The following is a 19698-nucleotide window of genomic DNA, read 5'->3' as shown; positions in this document are numbered from 1 at the left end:
CGATTACAGCGATATGCATCACTAAGATCGTTCCTACTATCCATTTCAGAGAGACTCGCTGGTTATCTCTGTAGTCGATACCGAACATCAGAGCAGCATAGGAGAAATAGGGTAGTGCAACTGATGTGGTCATGTGAGAAAGGTGTAGTAATCTGTAATCGACTAGCCTTGGCATCCGAATTGGAATCAGAATGGGTTCTCAGCGGTAGGCTGAATGTGGTTTAGCTGTTAAGGAATGATGACTTATTGAGATTGATTAAGGTTTTTCTATCCAGAAATAAAGATATGTAGTTCCATGAAATTTTAAAAGATCACAATTGTTCTGATTTGTTGAGGTTGTGTGTTTTTATTCATTGTCATTGAGGCTGTTAAAGTCTGTTTTTAAGAGGTTTTTTTGGGATATTTCATTGTCATTTCTTATTAGTGATATATATTCAGCATATTTTTTTAATGCGAACATAGGATGAACATTTATTAGATTTTTTTTAACTACTTTACAATAGTGCTGATAGTGAAAGTCCTTTTGACAATCATGCGTGCCTAAGCAGTAACTAACTTGTGTGTGTATGTAAATTATTTTGGCAAAAGTAGCCCCTTTTTTTAAAATTAGTTCTTTTTGTTCTAGCGTGCTTAGACTGTTGTGGTAGCGAAAATCTTGAAAGGTTTCTCCTAGTCTTTTTAAAAGCAGTGGTATCTCATCATCTATAGTTATTTGCCTGGTTGGATTGTAACGATCTTTAAATGTCCATGCCATTTTGCATCCATCCATGAAATAGCCGCGCGATTCGACAAGGAATAATAAGTACTTAAATTATTTTGTGATGTATGTATTCAATAGGTGCTTCTCATTCCCCTGCATGCTTCTAGATGATCCGTTTATGAGTTCGTCCATAAAAAACTCGATATTCCCGGAGGGTGTTTCACGAAGGGGCCACGATTCAATATGTTGAGCTAGCTTTTTCATATCTTGCGTAAAGTCTGACTTAGGAAACATCTCGTATAAGATTCGACCTTTACTAGCCGCAATCCGCGCTGATTTGTGCTCGTGGACATGTCCAGCATAGGTTAAAAATATACCAATATTGTTGTTGTTCAATTTTTGTAATGTGTTAAAGGCTTTTTTGCCCTCGTGCATGTTGTTAGTCATGTTGAAAAGTAATTTGAAGTTGTGTAGTCCGTAAGCACTGTGTAGTGTGTTTATAAGTGCGTTTGTACTAGCTATTGCTGTTGGTTCGTTGGTTGTGACGAGCAATATGTCTTGTGAGGCTCTGATAAAGTTGAGGGTGGAATTGTTAATTCCTGGTGCAGTATCAATTATTAGTATGTCTAGTTCTTTGGCAAGAGCATTGAAGGCGTTAACTATCCCAAAGTGATGGGCGGGCGATAAGTTCCTCATTGATTTCGGTAGGCTACTTCCGAGTATTAAATTTATACCATGAGGGCCGTTATATATGACTTCTCGAATTGAGCTGCGCCCCTCTAATAAATCAGTGATTGTGTAAGGTGGTGAAATATTTAGGAGCGTTGCAATACTTGGAAGCTCCAAATTTGCATCTAAGATTGCAACTCTTCTTCCGAGCTCGGCCAGCGCCATTGAGATATTGATCGATAAGGTGCTTTTGCCAGTGCCTCCTTTGCCGCTAGCAATAACTATAACCTGAGGGTTTTTTCTATCGTCCATGATGCTCGTCCATTTCATAGTTCGGTAACTCAAACAACACCGGATAGTAAGATATCTTGTGTTGCCGGATGATTTCAGCGCCTTATTCGAAATCTAGTGAAGCTGTTCTTGTCACTAAATATACCTGTGTCACCTCGAATAATATAAACAGTAGCCAAGAATAATGCAGTAGCTGTAGTACAGTTGTATGACTTTATTTTTCTAAAAGCCCATAACCATCCGTGCTTTTTTTTGGGGGTGCTCATGATCTGTTACTACTTAAGGATAGGTTTTGTGAAAGACTAGCAGTGCTATTATTGCACGGTTTTGTTAAGCGGCTAAGTGTCCCAGGATACCTAATTGGTGTTCATGCGCGCAAGCCATATTGACGATGATTTGATAAGTTGTTATGAAAGAATACTTGTCAAATTATTTGATTTTACCTCATGGAAGATTAGTGGATGTTCAACATTAGCAAGTCATATGTGAAGTTGCTTGGTAATGCACTGGGCTATGAGTACTCCAATACTAATCAGTTGGGTCAGCCGCATTTAGTGTCGGGTGACTATATAGAAATTCAATGTGTTTATGAATGGTTGACAAAAATAACTGTGGAGTCAGGAAATCCAGACCTTGGGTTAAAAGCCGCCAATAATACGCATCCAGCGATGTTAGGTACTCTTGGATATGCGGTAATGTCATGTGAAACCCTAGGTGAAGCGCTAGAGAGATTGGTTTATTATCACTCTTTGATTAGTAGTGCATCTTTTTTGAAGATTGAGTTTGAAGAAGGTATTCTTAAATTAGAGGGGTTCGAAATAGGATACAAAGCTCCACGGGTATTTATTGATTCCGGGGCATCAATTTTTTTAGCGCTAATCAAGTTTTTAGTGCCCTATAATTCAATTAACCTCCTAGGTGCAGAGTTTGTATATTCAAAGCCGGAAAGGCTAGATGTATTAACTGATGTTTTCGGTTGCAATATCAGGTTTTCATCTGATTCTAATTGTTTGATATTTGCCAGGGAGATTTATGATTTTCCTCTGGTTACTGCATCATCAAAGCTTAATAGTCTGCATACTGAACTTCTTAAGGCTGAGTTGCATAAAGCTTATAGTGGTCTTGTTTCTATTAAGGTGAAGCATACTATTTTGCAAGAGTTGTCCGCTGGCTGTATTTCATCACTTAAGTCGACCTCAAAACTACTAAATGTAAGTTCGAGGTCGCTTCAGTATGCTCTGCGTAATGAAGGTGAAACTTTCACATCTATTTTTGAAGGTGCGCGCAAAGAACTTGCACGCCATCTTATTCGGGATACAGCTTATAATTTTAAATATATATGTGCGACTTTGGGTTTTTGCGAAAAGAGTAGTTTTCATAAGTCTATTTTGCGTTGGTTTGGTATGACGCCTCAACAGTATCGTGACTATATTGAGTAGCTTTTATATTCTTTAGGATTGGTGATTTGTTTTTTAATGAAGATATAGCAATATTATTCAAGTAAATCGTGATTAGTAATTCAAAATTTGGCGGAAGGTACGATTCCTACCGCCGAGACACCTAACGAAGAAGATGACCTTCTCCGATTTTGAGTATCCCAGCAAACTTTAGCAGATCTGTCGTCATCGCTTCCTGATTGAGATAGATCAGGGTGTCCGCGCAGCGAAAAAGTACGTTAGAAAGAGTTTTTTGGTCGTATCCGATGCAAAATTAATTACGCCAAAACGCAGGTTCGAACTACGGTTGAACATCCGTTTCGTGTGTTCAAGCACAGTTCGGCTAAGTGAGATCGTCCGAAAAACGATTTTGATGAGTTGCTCGATTAAATCGAACACTATTCGAAAGTCAATTATTATCTATGGTGAACGCTGGTCAACGGTACTCATTTCAATGAAGGAGTGGTGTCGCTTCAGGATAAGCTAATTACCCACGTTTCGTCAGGCCTTTAGATGTCGCCACGACTCCATTAAGTTGTTGATGAATTATGGACAACAGCTCGGTCACCCTCCCTTATATTTGTTGAGTACTTAGACGGTGCCCATGATGGTGAAGAGCATTGAATATTTTAGAGTCGGACATGTCATTGTAGGTGCGGTTTTGCTTTACAGACTGGGTGAGCCAATGAAGATCGCGAGTTACTGAATGTCATGCCGTTTGGGAAATTCCCGACCAGCATGAAAGGTGCCCACCTCGAAGTTGATCTGGAAATCTAAACTGACCGCTAGCCCTGGCTCCGGTAGGAACTTTGATGTTGTGCATATTCTCATGTAACTGACGCTAATACTCAAATTCAGGCCTGGGTGAGGTCTTTTGGATGTGTTGCACTTAGTCTATTTCGCTTCTTGATATGAGTGGCTACCGCCATCCACGCTTTTGTAGCTACAGCGTAAGCCTCATGACCTTTGTCTGTCAGCGTGTAAACCTTACGGCCTCGACCAGCTACGGTTTCGCTTTGGACTGTAATGTAACCGCCTTGCTCAAATTCGTGAAGTACCGGGTAAATCGTGCCGTGTACCGGGGCGCAGCACCCGCGGGTAGTGGCTTCGACTTCACGAGCGATTTCGTAGCCGTGCATGGGCCGGTCGTGCAAAACACCCAGTATGAAAAACTTGGATAGACTCATTTTGATCATGCCGTTCCAGTACATTCGGTCTGTGTAATCAGTCACAGACTTGGCTGCTTTCGACGGTGCTACTGTTGACTTGGTCATGGTTGCGATTCTGCCCAATGGTTTTCAGTGCGCTAAAAAAAATCAACTGCTCAGAAACTGGAATTTCGTCGGCTACGGGTAAAAATGCCAGTTTATGCATTTAAGGTCAAGGTATTGGCTGGTTAGGATCATGCTATTCAAGAAGGCATAGCTTCATAAGCAATTCAATAACTTACATCTCGCCCTTACAAACCACTAATTTCAAAGGCGAGTATGTTGATTCTTCGATTACGGACAAACTTGAAATCGAATCATCCACCTTGGATTCTAGTACACTATGGATGCACACAAGAAACTCCTACAGTGCCTAGATATTCGGAGTCCACGCGAACAAATTGGCGAGCACAGAAAAAGTAGTCGGGCATTAAGTAGGATCCAATATGGATTGGTTTTGGACTTTTCGTCTACATAGGGAAGAGGTCACGCAGGTATGCGAAATTAAATGCGCTGTTTAAGAGCCCTATAGATAGATTTAGCCACTAATGGTTATACAAGCCAGGGTTCAACGCGGACACTCTAATGAAGATATTTTGTTTGAGAAAAGGGAATCCATAGAAGTAATGCGGCGTTTGTATCGGCGGAGCCTAAGATTTTAGGTGTATGGAGATGTTGAGTTAGAGCACTACTCTGCGTGTGATAAGCTTAGGATGGAGTGTTGCGGCAATAAGTCATGGAGTACTCCTGCCAAGGATAGTGAGGCAATATTGATACGGCTGGTAAGGTTGACTGTCTAGAGTTTTCGTTTGCTGACTGCACATAGTTAGTGGTTAGGTAGCTTGTAGACTTCTTCCGAACTCAGTCATGTGCGAAGTTGATAGGTCGTCCCAATGTAGTTTGTGATTGGATTTTTTTTGTTAACTCAGTGATAGACAATGCTTTGCTGAATAACCATCCTTGAAGTAGAGCATCAGGACAAAATGCCAATATCGCATTCTTTTGACTCTCAGTTTCAACGCCTTCAAATATGATTTTAGCATTCAAAATCTTTGCTATTTCATAGACTTTCTGCAATACAATGGCAGCTGGAGAGTTTGTTCCGGCCGCTTGCGTAAACGATTTGTCGACTTTTAATATGTCTATATTGAGCTTGGCCAAATACGAAAGACTTGAATATCCTGACCCGAAATCATCAATCAATACCTTATGACCCGCACTCCTGAGAACTGCTATTTTTTCTTCAATTTTGCTAATTTCAGCGGTTGCACCTTCAAGTATTTCAACTGCAATCTGATTGGGCATTATATGATAAACTTTTGCTTGCTCTGAGAGATAGCTAACAAGTGAACCTTTCAGTAAGTCATTGGTTCCTATGTTGAAACTTAAGTATAGATCTGGATTGCTGACTAATTCGTTTGAGCATTCTTTTAGTGCTTTTTTGATGATTATTTTGTTAAGTTGCTCGCTTAAACCAAGTTCCTCTGCTTTTTTAATAAATAATTCAGGCGAAATTGATCCGAGCTTTTTATCCTGCCATCGTGCAAGTACCTCAAATCCGGAGACATCTCCCGTATTGCCATGAACAATTGGTTGATAAGCCGTAAAGGGTATTTCGTTCTTAATGGCATTTTTCAATCTGTAAGTGAGTGATTCTTTGCTCCTAAGAAATTGATAAGTGGTGTAAAAAAACAGCAGCCCGAAACACGCACCAAGCAAGCCAATAATTATAAGGATGTCGATAAATTTTTTAGCGAAAATATTTGCATCAACTTTTGTATGAACACAGATATCGTATTTATCAGAGCAGGTTGTATTTACGGCTTGCGCAGGTTTTTTTTTATTTGTCGCACCTCCAAAAGAATGAATCATGACGCTGCTGTCATGCGATTTTATCTGTGCGCTTAGTTCGTCTGGATATGATTCGTAACGAGTGAATGCAGTGGGAGATGTTACAACAAAGGATTTGTTTTTTGCTGAAATATCCAATGTCGTAGAACTCGGGAAATAGCTAGATACATCGTTCCAGAGTCTCACGTTATTTTTAGTTACTAGGCCGTCACCTTGAAGGTGGAAAGGCGAGGGTAAATTACCCCACATGGCTGAGCAAATTATATTGCCATCTATTATTCTCCCTGCATCTTTTACAAAGCGGGAATCATAAGATATGACCTTTAAAGAGTTTAGGTCGGCTGGAGTACATATCGCCCCCTGCAAGTTGTTTAATTTGTCAAGGGTTGATGTGAGGTTTTTCGCAATGCTTTCACTGTGATTTAAAATAGATACAGCATAAGACTCTGCCCTGTTGTGCGCACTTACTAGCCACAAAATTTGGGATACGCAAAAAAACAAAATAACCCCTGCTGTTATGCAGCCGGAGCCTGCTAAAGTTAATATCAGTTTTCTTGTCATTGTTATATTGACACCTCTTGATCGCTCCATTTTTCAGCTATATAAAGCTACGAAATGCAATGTAGAGTCATTAAAGGTGTTTTTGCACATATTCATACTATGCGCAACGATACGGGCGAATCTATTTTTGAGGGGGAGGCATGATCCTTGGCTATCACAGCTTTATTTAGACTGTATTATTGTAAAACTAAACCTTGTTAAAGGTTTTCGCTTGCTGCAAGAGTGCGGATTATTGTTGGCAGGCTACAAGCTATGCTCTCCCTGATGTAGTAAATACCTAAAAGTGAATATAGGCAAGCCGGAATGCCCTATCCAGTACACAGCCACGGGCTTTCTAGCGTTTATGCAATCCTTTAGAGACGCGTATGGCTAGTCTAAATAAGCTCAGTCCTCTCAGCGTGCACCGTGCGTTGTGCTCAAATTCGACGTGTCCAGTTCCTTCACGCCCAGCCATACACTCAATTGCAATCGCCATGTCGGCTGCAATTTTCGTTCTGTTACCAGGTACGAACCATGGAGACTCCCCTCCGATACCTTAAGAGTGACCATGTAGTGGATAGCCGCAGTAAATGTCGGGATTTTTGAGTTCTGCAAAGATCACATCATAAAGTGCTTGAAGCGAGACGCCTGGGAGGTATGCCGCAACGCCTGCATCAATAGCTGAGATATCCCCGTCATAAACAGCATTCTGATCTGCACCCCACTGGTTGTCAGTCACCACCGTGCATGAAAAGACCCGCTAATACCCCCAATTGCAGCGCCATACATGTCGCAATTGAAGAGATCCCTTATTTCAAGAGGTCGTGTTATCCATTATGGTGCCATGTCTTCTGAACATAGCGCAGTGTGGCGGGCCGGAGGAGCAGGCAGCATCAATCATCGCGCTGCCTCTGCGAATAGCCACGTTGTTCGAATTGGTCATGGCGTCTGATTCTTAAGTGCCTGGTATGGAGGCCTTTTTCCTCATTGCCTCCATACCCGCATTACTGAAATGTACGGCTTCACGAAGAAGATCAAGCTCAAATTCGGACTTGTGAGTACGCAACCCCTAAATTGGCTAACCCGGCTCGACAAAATCGACTCCCTTAGCGTAGTTGAGTAAGCGTTTATTGATCTAAGCCACGAGTCAGGGGCCAGCAATTGCCCAGCCAAGCTCTTTTAAGGTTGCAGCTACGTTGTTAGGAACAAAACCGTTATCTGACTTCTGATGTCAACGCGACCCAAGTAACCGAAAGACTTGTTGGTATCAGAATGGTAGATGAGACCTTAGCACCTCCGATTCTCGATCAAACTACGACAGGAAGCACCTGTCCACCGGCAGCACGTTCCAGGATGCAGAAAATTAATGGTGGCTTTTGCATTTATGTAATGCAGGTTTTAGACGCATGGAGATAAAAATCCAAGAGCGGCTCCAGCACGGCATCTTTCCAAGGCGGGCTAGACCATGCTTGATGTGAGACGCATTCTCGCCGATTGTCTCAAGAGCACCTCGAATGTTACCTCCTACACTTGTTAGGCCTTGAGCCTCTACTTGGAGTGTTAACTCCATTAGGGCTGCTTCGAGGGCGAGCTGATTTTGGTACATCCTTTCTAGTATGTCAGTTAACGAATACTCACTAGCCATATGCATGCCCTCCCTTGAGCTTTTGGAGCATAGCAGTGAGCGTCGCTGGTAGTGTTACGCAGCGTTACATTGTAGTTGAAGAGTGAAAATTTGGATTTCCCCAATTATTGATGCACCAGTTCGAAGTCTTAGAGGTCAACGAACACTGCTGCATCGAAACCATTCGCATTCGTTTGGATCAAGCCTGGGTGCACTATCGTATATGTTTCTAAAAGCGTGCTTACGCCTCTGTGGTCGAAGTGCTCCGCATCAGTGGTAATGCTTCTAAGAAGCATTAAATCGAGCGATGCCACATCACGTCGGTAATCCCGCATTCGCTTGCTATCTCTAGTATGGATGAGAAGTCCCCCAACCATTTTGAACTTTGCCTTCGAAAATCAACCCCTGAATGAAGTAGGGAGTAATACACTGCGTCGTGGGCACTAACTGAATTTGAAGGGTGCTTTAGCACTATTCTGCAGCCTTTAAAGCTATAGCAAATCGTATATCCCATAGCCTGCTCCTTGAAGGCCAATGGCCATCAATTAAGATAGCGTGTTATCTAGGGATTCGATAGCGATTTAAAGCTCCGTATGTCTACTGATCATTTGCGATTTCCAAAGCCGTACTAAGTGTCGACCGAGTTTTCACACGCACTAAAACTGGCTCTTTTTGCTACAGAGCATGAAAACGGACAGGCGCCCTCAATAGGGTCGTCCTTCATCGCTGGAAACGCGGCATTCCGCCCCCTTCACCTAACAAATTCCGGGTGGGTTTATTGATCTCTTAACCGTGTTGCAAAAATACGAATAGACCAGCGTTGTGAGATTTCTCAGCGTTGAAGGCATCAACGTCATCGGCATAGATCTTACCAAGCGAGGAGGGGTAGCCCTTACTAAATCTATCAAAGCCAATTAGGCGGAGGCGAGCCAGGCCAATGAATTGTCCCGAGTTTTCTAGACACTAGGATTCAGTTTTAATGCCAGGGCAGGTGGCGAGGAGGCCCTATAAGGCCCCCTGCTGGTTCAGGTTCTTATAGCCAACCTTTTATCTGCGCACACACGGCCTGAGTCGAAATGCCGTAGCGGTCGTGCAGCGTTGGAAGCGCTCCTGCATCAAGAAAAGCGTCCGGTAGAGCAATTTGCCTAAACGTTGGCGTTACGCCATTGCGCAGCAATACCGTTGCCACTGCTTCTCCCAAACCACCAATGATTGAGTGATTTTCTGCGGTTACAACTAACCGCCCAGGCTTTCTTGCCTCAGCAAGAATGGTCTGCTCATCCAAAGGCTTGATAGTGGGTACGTGCAGTACTGCGACATCAACGCCATCAGCCTGAAGTTCTTTAGCAGCTTCTAATGCGCGCATCGTCATAAGCCCAGTGGAGATGATCAAAACGTCATTACCGGTACGCAATGTCTTAGCTTTACCAATCTCGAATTTGTACCCGTACTCGTCGAGCACAAGAGGTACATTACCCCGTAACAGCCGCATGTAAACGGGCCCTTGATGGGCCGCGATAGCGGGTACTGCCTGTTCGATCTCAAGAGCGTCACAAGGATCGATAATCATCAGATTTGGCATCGCTCTGAAGATGGCCAAGTCGTCTGTGGCCTGGTGGCTTGGGCCGTAACCTGTGGTCAGGCCTGGCAGGCCGCAAACTATTTTGACGTTAAGATTTTCTTCAGCGATCGCCATGCAGATGAAGTCGTAGGCGCGACGCGAGGCAAACACCGCATAGGTAGTGGCGAAGGGTACGAAGCCTTCACGCGCCATTCCGGCTGCCGCACTCATCAACAATTGCTCGGCCATTCCCATCTGGTAGAAGCGGTCGGGATGAGCTTTGGCGAAGATGTGCAAGTCAGTGTATTTTGACAAGTCAGCAGACAAGCCGACGATATCTGCTCGCTGATCCGCGAGTGCTGCCAACGCGTGACCAAATGGGGCGGATTTAGTGGCCTGACCTTCAGAGGCTATAGATGCAATCATCGCTGAGGTCGTCAGTTTCTTCTTTACAACCACGGGCGCTTGAGCCGAATTGGTATTTGTAGTGCTCATACAGTTTTCCCCTCATCGAGGTTGTTCAGCGCAAGATCCCATTCATGCTCATCCACGCGTATAAAGTGCGCCTTCTCACGGGTTTCCAGAAATGGCACGCCTTTGCCCATTTTGGTGTCGCAGATAATGACTCTGGGCTGAGAACCTGGATGACTGCGGGCTGCGTCGAACGCCTTTACCAATGCGTCCAGGTCGTTGCCGTCTACTCGTTGGGTAAACCAGCCGAACGCTTGCCATCGATCAACGATAGGTTCAAACGCCAACACTTCACTAGAACGTCCATCGGCTTGCTGATTATTGACGTCGACAATGGCGATGAGGTTGTCGAGTTTCCAGTGAGAGGCCGACATCACTGCTTCCCAAGTGGAGCCTTCATTCAGTTCGCCGTCCGACAGCAGGTTGTAAACGAATGACGCAGATTTTTTGCGCTTTAAGCCCAGGCAGGCACCCACCGCAATTCCCAGTCCTTGGCCAAGCGATCCACCTGTGATCTCCATGCCAGGTGTGTAGGTGGCCATGCCAGACATGGGCAAACGGCTGTCATCTGAACCGTATGTTTCGAGTTCGTCCAAGGGCACGATTTCAGCTTCAATCAATGCTGCATAGAGCGCGATCGCGTAGTGACCGATGGAGAGGTAAAAGCGATCGCGCTCTTCCCACTCCGGGTCTTCAGGTTTGTAGTTCAAAGCATGGAAGTACGACACGGCTAGCAAGTCCGCTGCACCTAACGCCTGACCTACATAGCCTTGGCCCTGAACTTGGCCCATGCGCAAAGCGTGGCGGCGAATGTTGTGAGCGCGCTGCACTAAAGTAGTGGACGATGCATGAGTTGGGGTGGCAGTCATGGGGAATTCTCCGTTAACTCAACGATTGACCGAGGCGGCAGGAATGCGTAGTACCAAGCAGGCGCCTATACACAGCACACCAGTGATCAGATACATACCAATGGCACTTGAACCGGTTGTGGTGGTGATCCATCCAATCAGATAAGGCGAGCAGAACCCCGCGAGATTGGCAAAGCTATTGATCCCGGCAATACCCGCAGCAGCGGAGACTCCGCCGAGCAAAGTGGTAGGCAACATCCAAAATAGTGACGAGGCAGAAAGAACACCTGCCGCCGCTAGGCACAGGCTCAATACCGATAGAACCAGGTTACCTCCGAACACTGCCGCCAGCGTTAGGCCCAGCGCACCCGCAATCATTGGCCCGACCAGGTGCCAGCGACGCTCTTGGTGTTTGTCCCCGCTGCGACCCATAAACACCATTGCTACGATGGCGCACATGTACGGAAGGCTGGTGAGCAAACCGATGTGCATGGTGTCGGAAACACCGGCGTTGCGGATCAGGGTTGGCAACCAGAAAGTGATCGCGTATTGGCCCATTACCACACAAAAGTAGATGCAGGCGAGAATCCACAGGCGACGATCTCGTAGGAACTCTCCGACCGAAGCGTGAGTGACCTTTTGGCTGTTGTCCTCGGCCAATTCCTTACTGACAAGTTCCTTTTCTTCATCGGTCAGCCAAGTTGCTTGGTGGACGCCATCCTTTAAGTAAGCAAGTACCATTAGCCCGACAATGACAGTTGGAATGGCTTCAATCACGAACATCCACTGCCACCCAGCCCAGCCCTGAAAGCCTGCGAACTCCGTCATGATCCAGCCTGAAAGAGGCCCGCCAATCATTCCGGAAAGCGGGATGGCGATAAACCACAGCACAGTCATTTTTGCGCGGCGATAGGAAGGAAACCAGTAAGTGAGGTAGAGCAGCAAGCCAGGCGCAAGACCTGCCTCTGCGATGCCAAGTAGAAAACGCAGCGTGTAGAACTGCCAAGCTGTTTCGACGAAAGCGAAGAGGGCAGAAATGATGCCCCACGAAATCATAATGCGTGCGATCCAGCGCCGAGCTCCAACCTTGTGGAGGATGAGATTGCTGGGCACCTCGCACAGGAAATAACCGAGAAAAAACACCCCAGCTCCGAGCCCATATACGGCCTCACTGAGGGATAAATCACTCATCATCTGGAGCTTGGCGAAACCTACGTTAACCCGGTCGAGGTAGGCGCAGAGGTAGCACAGCATTAAAAACGGCATCAAGCGCCAGGCAGTTTTACGGTAAGCGCTTGACCGAACCGTGGAGGCGCTGTCGAGCGTCATGGTGTTAATCATGATTGTCTGATCTCTTGTTTTTATAGAACGCCCGGCATGAGCCCGACGTACCTTCGATCCAGAACTTAATGGGTCGATGGCGACCCCGCCATTTATGCTTAGTGGATCAACATACCGCCGTTAACATCCAACGTGATCCCGGTGAGATAGGAGGACAAGTCACTGGCGAGGAATAGGGCGGCATTGGCGACATCTTGAGCTGCGCCTAGGCGCCCGAGCGGGATGCTTTCAATGATGGCGTGGCGGCGCTCATCCTGCATGAGTCCACCTGTGATATCGGTGTGTATCAAGCCAGGTGTGATGGAGTTCACTCGGATGTTGTCAGAACCGAATTCTCGAGCCATTGCTTTGCCTAGTCCGAGGACTCCCGCTTTCGCAGCGCTGTAGTGTGGCCCGCCGAAAATGCCGCCACCGCGCTGGGCTGAGACAGACGACATGCAAACGATGCTGCCGGATGACTGCGTACGCATGGAGGGAATGACGGCTTGTGACATCAACAATGTGCCGCGCAGGCTGACATCCAGAACCTTATCGTAATCGGAAGGGCGGATATCCAGCGTCTTGATGGGCTGTGTGATGCCGGCGTTGTTGATCAGTATGTCAATGCGGCCAAATCGCTCGATGACTTTCGCGACAGCTTCTTTGACTTGGGTTTCGTCCGCGACGTTGGCGGCAAGACCCAGATGGCCCTCGCCGAGAGTGGCAGCTGCGTCGCGGGCAGCGGATTCGTCGAGATCCAGAATCACTACATGAGCACCGTGTTTGGCGAAGGTGATGGCAGTTGCGCGGCCGATTCCTCGTTCCGATGCTGCGCCGGTGATGATTGCAACTTTACCTTGAAGAAGCATAGGGGATACCTCTGATTGTTTTTATGGTTCGATTCGGTGATCGATGATTCAGAGTGGCCTTGGCAGGCATGCTGAGCAATAACGCAAACGTCACTGTTAGATGAATAAAATTCACCTCTCGTCATTCCCAAACACTAATGGTTGAATAGTGCTGTCCCGTAACGACCACAAAAATAAAAGGCGGAGCACTAATGCGCCACGACGACCACACGCCATCGAACCTACCACCGCTGAGAGCAATTCAAGCCTTCGAGCAGACGGCCCGTTTTGGCAACCTCGCCCGGGCGGCAGAAGTGCTGGATCTCACGCCTTCAGCAATCAGCCACCAACTGGCTAAATTGGAGGTTATGATTGGTCGACAGCTATTCGTACGAGCGGCGCGCGGGGTAACGTTGACACCGGTTGGCGAGCAGTATTTGAAAGATATCTCGGGAATATTGCAAAGCTTGGAGGTTGCGACAGAGCGTGCAGCCAGTGACGTCAGTCTCGATTGCCTGAGACTTCATTCTTCCCCAAGTTTCGGACTGCTTTGGCTTATGCCTAGGCTTGAGGCCTTTCGGCTGAGTAACCCGGATATTCAGATAAATCTCTCATGCTCCTACGAGTCGCTGCATTTCAGCCGAGATAAGATCGATGTCGATATCCGGCATGGACGGCCTAACTGGCCTAGCTATGAAGTCAGGACTGTGCGTAATGAAAGGTTTGCCGTCCTTGCTTCTCCGAAGCTACTTGTTCGTTATCCCATTAACAGCGCAGCAGATCTTCTGGCGGAGGATCTGATTCTTTCTGAGGCGACTCTGCTCAGGTGGCCGGAATGGTTTGCACAGCACGGTTTAGCCCGCCCGGAAAACCCGTATGCTCTAAGTTTTGATCGTTCGTATATGACTCTCGAAGCAGCGAGTCACGGCTTGGGATTCGCGCTCGAAAGCGCACTACTAGCGCAAAAATATCTAGCCAGCGGCGCCTTGGTTGAAGTCGAACCGGAAGCATTGAGTTCCCCAGTAGCCGCCCACCATTTGGTGTTTCCAAAGGCGCACTCCAGTTTTCCTCGAGTCAGGCGATTTCTGGAGTGGATGGAAGCAGAGTTGGGGCATAGTTTTGTATTTTGATCACTTTAGTTACGGTGACTGTTGCTACATCTTCCTAAAGTTGGAAGTCGCTCATTTGGGGCAAAGAGGCCTGGCTCAAAAGCAAGTACTCACAAGTCTCAGCAGGTGAAGGCTTACGAAAAACCTCACCTCGGCGAAACTTGGATGACAAGAGAGGAAGCCATAAAGCCTTGAAAGAGTAGAAAGGCGAAGTACGACTAGGTGGAGCCTCATGGATATGGGTGTTACATTTTCGCTGGATGATTTTGGTGTCGATTGATTATTGCTCAGCTATCTTAAGCAGTTGTCAACACAATACAGTTTTATCCGGGCTATCTGTCGTAAGTTACAGTGTGTGATAATATTATCTGAATGTCTCCCCTTGAGCAGTTCTAGAATTGCCCTGGGGCTACCCGCACAACTTGGCGTAAACGCCGAGACAGCTAGCATTTCTCTCTTCGTTTGATCACAGTATCAGCATCATGGTTCGTGCTTGTGCTACGGCGTCTATCACCTGATAGATGCTAAATATATTTGCTGGACTCAGAACATTGAGGGCTTCTAGAGCCTCTACAAAGCTCTCAGCCTTTTCAGCCGCCAAGTAAACCTGCTGGGTATCGGAAGCTTGTTCTATTGCGCTCAGCCGGCCGCGTAGAGCTGCCAAAACTTGGGCTGGAATTGCCATGCTGGAGAAAGGATCTATGGAGTAGTCCGAGTGCGCGCTCATTCTAAGGCAACTCCTGCTGGCCACTCACAGCAACGGCGTCGTCCAGAAACACTGCAGCTTGGCAGTGTGATAGTCCACCTTGTCTAGCTAATGAATTTAGCCAGCCGGCCAGTCGTATAGCGCTCTGGGTTTGCTGCAAGCTCACTGCATGCATGTGATGGAACAGTTGCGTCTGTAGAGCAACAGGGGATATGGACACTACTTGTGGATTCAAGCTAACGGCTATTCGTTCGGCTAGTTGTGCTGTGTTAATAGATACGATGCGTAACTCGCGCAGGCAGTGTTCATATGACGGCGTGACGGGTAAAGGCATAAAATACGTCCTACAGAATAAGTGGCTGACATGCCTTAAACAAGCAGAAGGTATGTCAGTCTAGATGCGAGTTGGCTCTTTGGCCAACCCCAAAAGGCACAACATAGGGCAGTGATAAAAGGGTGGTGTATCCGTCCGGACATCCGTAATCGTCCGTGTAGTACACCTTGCGTCAGGACGCTGACTCGGCAGGGTTGAAAGCTCAATCGCAACGACTGCAGGACGTCTTCCGTGAATGCGTCAAGAGCACGCGCATTGCTCGCTATCTCATGTCTTTAGGGCGTTTTCAAACTGTCCGCTATCCCAGGCTTCAGTCAACTCGTCCAGTCGATCCGTGATTGGGGCGTTTTTGAGAGGAAAAGGCAACGCGAGTTGCCGACAAATTCCTCTATCAAATATAGCGAGTCCCCGACATCAAGCTCCAGATACTGCAACGCCTAATCGAGAATCCGGATTACGCCGTCACCATCCGATTCTTCGATGATGACTTTCATCGGTGGCTTTCTCACGTGTGGTCTCCGTTGCTTTGAACCAGCAAGGCATTCCTATCTGTAGATTCGGCACGTTTCATAATCCGGTTAATCATCAAGCTTAAGGGTAGAAGCGCCTTCGTCCTCCTGTTTGCGCTTAGGTGTTTGTATCACTCCAGCTTCGGCGTAAGCGGCTGGCTATCCCACCTTGCGTTCACGAGATGTTGTAGTCCGCTTCGGCATGTCGAAGGGAGTAACATATGCTCTGGAATGGATAGTGTGGTCATGAGTCGCTTAGGAGTTGTCCCCGTTGAAATCCGATTTAACTGACCTAGACACAAAATATTCAGGCGTGGCAGACCCTGCCCTCGGCCATATTCCGAACGAGCTGGTAGCTGCTATCCAGGATGTGTACAAGCCGGCGGGATTGCAATTGACGGATCTGGCTTCACGCGAGGCTGAGAGTGCCGAGTATAGTGCCGCCCGCTTTGGCCTAAACGGACACACCATTGTCTTCCGCGTGACTAAAACAACGCCGACGAAGATTGGACAGTTCGTCACAATATGGAAGCGCCCGAGGTCAGGCAGCACCATTGCGCCTCTCGATGTCGATGATGGCGTAGCCTTTGTTGTGGTGAGTGTGTCCGATGCAACTCATCGCGGACAGTTTGTTTTCGACCATAAGATACTGGCATCAAAGGGCATCATGACGATTAACGGTAAAGGCGGTAAGCGCGCCATCCGCGTTTATCCACCTTGGGTCAAACCAGTCGCCAAAGAGGCCGTTAGGACACAACAATGGCAACTACGATACTTCCTTTCTCTTGAACAAAGCGGAAGCGCCGATTCCTTGCAGGTGCGTCGGTTATTTGAAGTTTAAGATCCTTATCCGTCACTCATGAGCGTTCTGGGTAAGTTCGACGTCCACCTATGTGGCAGCAACTGATCGACTTCACTCGCCCGCCGCGTTGGCAGCTGAATAAGAATGTCGCTTGAAGCATACACCGGACGTGATGCGAATCCGAAAGAGGACTGTTGAGCATCCTTTCGGGACGCTCAAAAAATGGATGGGTTCAACGCATTTCCTGACGCGCAAACTGGTGGGAGTAAGCGCGGAGGTAAGTCTGAATGTACTCGCCTACAGCATGAAGCGTGTTATGAACATTATTGGTACAGCTGCTGAAGGCGATGGAACGTCAGTAATGCTTATTACGGCAATCGTAATGGCTAGTGAGCGCCTAGTTGATTCATTCAAGATGCGAAAGCGTTTTTACACACTCTGGGCCAGAAACCGACGTTCGTGCAAGGTTGCAATCGGTCAAAATAGCCAAACACCACCCGATGGGGGGCGCAGATAAAATCTGTGGAACAGAATAACTATGATTCGTCAGTTCGACCCTCTACTTAGTTAACTCGTAACTATCTTGAATGAGTTCGTGTATGTGTTCGGTTGCTACCGAGCCGTCCAAAACCACACTGATCCAGTGCTCTTTGTTCATGTGGTAGCCCGGAAGAATACCCTCCATTTGACGAAGTGAACCCGCTTTGTCCGGATGGCATTTCACATCCAAAATATCAACCTCTCCCTCGCCTGCAAGACCTAGCTTTTCCTTGGGTACGTTCATGACTATTCCAAACCATTTCTCAGATCCCGCGTGCCTTAGGACGGCGTATTTTGGGAATTTACTCCAAGGGTAATCAGGCTGGATATCGAACTCTTTCGCTACATAGCTCAACACTGCTTTTCTAGATGACATGAGACTGTCCTTGGGCATTGATTATTTGGTAGCTGAGGAGCTATCTGGCAATCGCATTGTGGCAATGCTCGGCTATGCGTCGCCACCCTGCACCTACATATGCACAGAGCAATACCCAAGGTGTAGCTCATGCGGGTGGGTACTGCCGAACCTTGAATTGAATAGCCCCTGGTTTCGTAGAAACTTTCGAGAGGCTGCTTATGGCCGGAAGCAGCCCTTCGTGACGAGCAGCTATCGACCATGAGCAGTCCTTTGAAAAAGTTTACAAAACTATGGGCGATTCAGTGACTATCAAATTGCAGGCATAAAAAAACCCCTTAGACCTTGATCTACGGGGCTTTCGAATGTGGAGGCCGAAGCCGGAATCGAACCGGCGTTGGCGGATTTGCAACCCACTACTTTATCTTTAAAAATCAAAAGCTTACGGATAATTCGATTCCGCAAGCGCTTCATATTTTGGCAGCTGAACGCCAAGTATATGAAGGGTTTGGTTTTGAGGTGCGGAACTGATTTAGCACCCCCTCGCACGGCATCCTACCCATCGCAAAACACTCACTCAGCACCATCACCGTCTATGCTTTTCCTCACAGAGGATTACATATCATGAACTCAGACCTGATTCCCGCCCTCCTTTACAAACTCAATGAAAATCAGCTTGCCCTTGAGGCTGCCATCATGGAGCTGACACTATGGATTGAGCTACAAGGCTCATCTGAGGTAGGAGGAAATGTTCGTGGAGCGCTAGACGTAATTACCCAGAATGAAGAGTTCATCAACGTTTCACTAAAAACGCTCATGCCACCTGAATGAAAAAACGTAACTGATGCAGAGAAGCATTTACCTAGAGTAAATCACTAGAAAATAGCTCTAGTGAAGCTTGATGGAGTCATCACCAACCGCTAAAAGCTGATAATCGGTTACTGCCTGGACTAGCGACTCAGCCAATATTTTCAAGCGATCAATTTCTTCTTGTGGGCGTCCTGAAGTTTTAGCCTCACGATAAAGACGCAGAGCTTCTAAGGCCTCTAAGATCAACGGCTCACCAGCCTGGGTCATTCCCAGAATTGTCCTCTTCATCAGCACCCCACCCTCTCAGTACTCACATCAGTCTAGCTGCTGCCCACTGACATTCAGTCTCGACCCAGAGCTGTCGCAGGCCAAAGGCAGCTATCAGCCATAAGCCGCCTTTCACCTGTCCACAGAAAAACGCTTAACGTATGCTGCTGAAAGAAAACAATGAAAAGGAGTTCGAATGAAAACTGATTGGCAACAATTTCAAGAAATGATGATGTTTTATCCGTGACGAGCTGGGACGCTTTTTATGATGAGGCCGAGCGTCGAGGCCCATCCCTTCTGTTAGCCCGAGCGATAAACCTTGCTGGTAATTTTTCAGTTGCTCGCCAGGCAGTAGATTTGGGGTGCGGCGCAGGAAAGGAAGCGCAGCAGCTTATGCAGTCGGGCTGGGACGTCTTGGCTGTCGACAATGAGCCAGAGGCAATTACTCGTACGATAGCAAACTGCTCAGGGGGGCATGCAGGAATGCTGACTACCTGCCTCTCGGATTTTGAATGTTTGCCTGCACTACCTAGATCAAACCTGATCCATGCCGGATTGGCCTTGCCTTTTTGTCGGCCGAAAAGTTTTAAGCAACTCTGGGATCAGGTTCTGCATGCGTTGGAACCAGGGGGAGTTTTTGTCGGGCATTTTTTTGGTCCCCAGCATGGCTGGTCGACGTTTACTCACTTGACCTTCCACTCCGAGCTAGACATCCGTCGGATGTGCGAGGGGCTGGAAGTAAATCTTCTTCGCGAGACGCAAATAATGACTCAAACGCCCTCAGGCCCACTCAACTGGCATCGTTTTGATTTGATCGTTCAAAAGCTTAATTAAATGTAGCAAGTGTTAGCTACAGCGGGTAGATAGCTGACGTTTACGAGTGACTGCTATCGACCCAT

The 19698-nt window shown here is 47.0% G+C and carries 16 protein-coding genes and 3 pseudogenes; 6 read left to right on the top strand and 13 right to left on the bottom strand.

The genetic code is table 11. The annotated features are described in order from the left end of the window. Nucleotides 1–346: 346 nt before the first annotated feature. Entirely contained in the window at nt 347–754 is a 408-nt protein-coding gene (locus tag RGV06_RS02645; RefSeq protein WP_322149302.1) for a hypothetical protein, read from the bottom strand. A 57-nt stretch (nt 755–811) separates the two neighbouring features. After that, nucleotides 812–1681, bottom strand: a complete 870-nt coding sequence (locus tag RGV06_RS02640; protein WP_322149300.1) for a MinD/ParA family ATP-binding protein — start codon at nt 1679–1681, stop codon at nt 812–814. Between the two features lie 440 nt (nt 1682–2121). Between RGV06_RS02640 and RGV06_RS02635 the strand changes: the two genes are divergently transcribed. Further along, nucleotides 2122–3099 carry an AraC family transcriptional regulator gene (locus RGV06_RS02635; RefSeq protein WP_322149299.1) on the top strand — a complete coding sequence of 326 codons (978 nt, stop codon included), beginning with the start codon at nt 2122–2124 and terminating at the stop codon, nt 3097–3099. Between the two features lie 851 nt (nt 3100–3950). On the opposite strand, the gene RGV06_RS02630 is transcribed toward RGV06_RS02635, so the two are convergent. From RGV06_RS02630 to RGV06_RS02600, 7 genes and pseudogenes are all read right to left on the bottom strand, one after another. Next, a complete protein-coding gene (locus tag RGV06_RS02630; protein ID WP_322149298.1) occupies nt 3951–4370 on the bottom strand; it encodes a PadR family transcriptional regulator in 420 nt (139 codons plus the stop codon). A 795-nt stretch (nt 4371–5165) separates the two neighbouring features. Beyond that, complete coding sequence (locus RGV06_RS02625; protein WP_322149297.1) at nt 5166–6716, bottom strand: EAL domain-containing protein; 1551 nt, start codon at nt 6714–6716, stop codon at nt 5166–5168. Between the two features lie 1417 nt (nt 6717–8133). Then, a pseudogene (locus RGV06_RS02620) lies at nt 8134–8340 on the bottom strand (hypothetical protein); the annotation flags it as partial. 1012 nt (nt 8341–9352) lie between these two features. Then, nucleotides 9353–10375 carry a transketolase family protein gene (locus RGV06_RS02615; RefSeq protein ID WP_322149296.1) on the bottom strand — a complete coding sequence of 341 codons (1023 nt, stop codon included), beginning with the start codon at nt 10373–10375 and terminating at the stop codon, nt 9353–9355. Next, on the bottom strand, nt 10372–11220 hold the full coding sequence (locus tag RGV06_RS02610) for a transketolase (protein ID WP_301462090.1): 849 nt from the start codon (nt 11218–11220) through the stop codon (nt 10372–10374). The genes RGV06_RS02615 and RGV06_RS02610 overlap by 4 nt, the downstream gene beginning before the upstream one ends. A gap of 18 nt (nt 11221–11238) precedes the next feature. Next, nucleotides 11239–12540 carry an MFS transporter gene (locus RGV06_RS02605; protein WP_322149295.1) on the bottom strand — a complete coding sequence of 434 codons (1302 nt, stop codon included), beginning with the start codon at nt 12538–12540 and terminating at the stop codon, nt 11239–11241. Nucleotides 12541–12638: 98 nt separating this feature from the next. After that, nucleotides 12639–13388, bottom strand: coding sequence for an SDR family NAD(P)-dependent oxidoreductase (locus RGV06_RS02600; RefSeq protein WP_322149294.1), 750 nt, complete (start codon nt 13386–13388; stop codon nt 12639–12641). A gap of 191 nt (nt 13389–13579) precedes the next feature. On the opposite strand from RGV06_RS02600, the gene RGV06_RS02595 reads away from it, so the two are divergent. After that, nucleotides 13580–14497 carry a LysR substrate-binding domain-containing protein gene (locus RGV06_RS02595; protein WP_322149293.1) on the top strand — a complete coding sequence of 306 codons (918 nt, stop codon included), beginning with the start codon at nt 13580–13582 and terminating at the stop codon, nt 14495–14497. Nucleotides 14498–14942: 445 nt separating this feature from the next. On the opposite strand, the gene RGV06_RS02590 is transcribed toward RGV06_RS02595, so the two are convergent. Together RGV06_RS02590 and RGV06_RS02585 are read right to left on the bottom strand one after the other, a co-directional pair. Beyond that, nucleotides 14943–15203: a hypothetical protein gene (locus tag RGV06_RS02590; RefSeq protein ID WP_322149292.1), complete on the bottom strand. Its 261-nt coding sequence runs from the start codon at nt 15201–15203 to the stop codon at nt 14943–14945. Nucleotides 15204–15783: 580 nt separating this feature from the next. Then, nucleotides 15784–16025, bottom strand: a pseudogene (locus RGV06_RS02585) (AbrB/MazE/SpoVT family DNA-binding domain-containing protein). Between the two features lie 271 nt (nt 16026–16296). Between RGV06_RS02585 and RGV06_RS02580 the strand changes: the two are divergent. Then, on the top strand, nt 16297–16866 hold the full coding sequence (locus RGV06_RS02580) for a MepB family protein (RefSeq protein ID WP_322149291.1): 570 nt from the start codon (nt 16297–16299) through the stop codon (nt 16864–16866). Nucleotides 16867–16975: 109 nt separating this feature from the next. Continuing rightward, a pseudogene (locus tag RGV06_RS02575) lies at nt 16976–17161 on the top strand (IS5/IS1182 family transposase); the annotation flags it as partial. Nucleotides 17162–17386: 225 nt separating this feature from the next. Here the strand turns inward: RGV06_RS02575 and RGV06_RS02570 are convergent. Beyond that, a complete protein-coding gene (locus RGV06_RS02570) occupies nt 17387–17743 on the bottom strand; it encodes an MmcQ/YjbR family DNA-binding protein (RefSeq protein ID WP_322149290.1) in 357 nt (118 codons plus the stop codon). A gap of 600 nt (nt 17744–18343) precedes the next feature. On the opposite strand from RGV06_RS02570, the gene RGV06_RS02565 reads away from it, so the two are divergent. After that, nucleotides 18344–18553: a hypothetical protein gene (locus RGV06_RS02565; protein ID WP_198822575.1), complete on the top strand. Its 210-nt coding sequence runs from the start codon at nt 18344–18346 to the stop codon at nt 18551–18553. Between the two features lie 57 nt (nt 18554–18610). Here the strand turns inward: RGV06_RS02565 and RGV06_RS02560 are convergent, their stop codons facing one another. Continuing rightward, on the bottom strand, nt 18611–18820 hold the full coding sequence (locus RGV06_RS02560; RefSeq protein ID WP_322149288.1) for a hypothetical protein: 210 nt from the start codon (nt 18818–18820) through the stop codon (nt 18611–18613). Nucleotides 18821–19006: 186 nt separating this feature from the next. Here RGV06_RS02560 and RGV06_RS02555 point away from each other — a divergent pair, with 186 nt between their 5' ends. Further along, on the top strand, nt 19007–19633 hold the full coding sequence (locus RGV06_RS02555) for a class I SAM-dependent methyltransferase (protein ID WP_322149287.1): 627 nt from the start codon (nt 19007–19009) through the stop codon (nt 19631–19633). The last annotated feature ends 65 nt before the right edge of the window (nt 19634–19698 follow it).

Source organism: Pseudomonas sp. CCI3.1, assembly GCF_034313985.1.
In the GTDB taxonomy this organism is placed as follows: Bacteria; Pseudomonadota; Gammaproteobacteria; order Pseudomonadales; family Pseudomonadaceae; genus Aquipseudomonas; species Aquipseudomonas psychrophila.
Note: the sequence above shows the minus strand (reverse complement) of the source record. Positions and strands in the feature narration are given on the sequence as shown.

Bases quoted from the DNA above. Each gene is read 5' to 3' on its own strand.
- RGV06_RS02645 (WP_322149302.1), bottom strand. From the start codon at position 754: ATGGCATGGACATTTAAAGATCGTTACAATCCAACCAGGCAAATAACT.
- RGV06_RS02610 (WP_301462090.1), bottom strand. From the start codon at position 11,220: ATGACTGCCACCCCAACTCATGCATCGTCCACTACTTTAGTGCAGCGC.
- RGV06_RS02600 (WP_322149294.1), bottom strand. From the start codon at position 13,388: ATGCTTCTTCAAGGTAAAGTTGCAATCATCACCGGCGCAGCATCGGAA.
- RGV06_RS02630 (WP_322149298.1), bottom strand. From the start codon at position 4,370: ATGACCAAGTCAACAGTAGCACCGTCGAAAGCAGCCAAGTCTGTGACT.
- RGV06_RS02635 (WP_322149299.1), top strand. From the start codon at position 2,122: ATGTTCAACATTAGCAAGTCATATGTGAAGTTGCTTGGTAATGCACTG.
- RGV06_RS02595 (WP_322149293.1), top strand. From the start codon at position 13,580: ATGCGCCACGACGACCACACGCCATCGAACCTACCACCGCTGAGAGCA.
- RGV06_RS02560 (WP_322149288.1), bottom strand. From the start codon at position 18,820: ATGAAGAGGACAATTCTGGGAATGACCCAGGCTGGTGAGCCGTTGATC.
- RGV06_RS02640 (WP_322149300.1), bottom strand. From the start codon at position 1,681: ATGGACGATAGAAAAAACCCTCAGGTTATAGTTATTGCTAGCGGCAAA.
- RGV06_RS02570 (WP_322149290.1), bottom strand. From the start codon at position 17,743: ATGTCATCTAGAAAAGCAGTGTTGAGCTATGTAGCGAAAGAGTTCGAT.
- RGV06_RS02605 (WP_322149295.1), bottom strand. From the start codon at position 12,540: ATGATTAACACCATGACGCTCGACAGCGCCTCCACGGTTCGGTCAAGC.
- RGV06_RS02590 (WP_322149292.1), bottom strand. From the start codon at position 15,203: ATGAGCGCGCACTCGGACTACTCCATAGATCCTTTCTCCAGCATGGCA.
- RGV06_RS02615 (WP_322149296.1), bottom strand. From the start codon at position 10,375: ATGAGCACTACAAATACCAATTCGGCTCAAGCGCCCGTGGTTGTAAAG.
- RGV06_RS02625 (WP_322149297.1), bottom strand. From the start codon at position 6,716: ATGACAAGAAAACTGATATTAACTTTAGCAGGCTCCGGCTGCATAACA.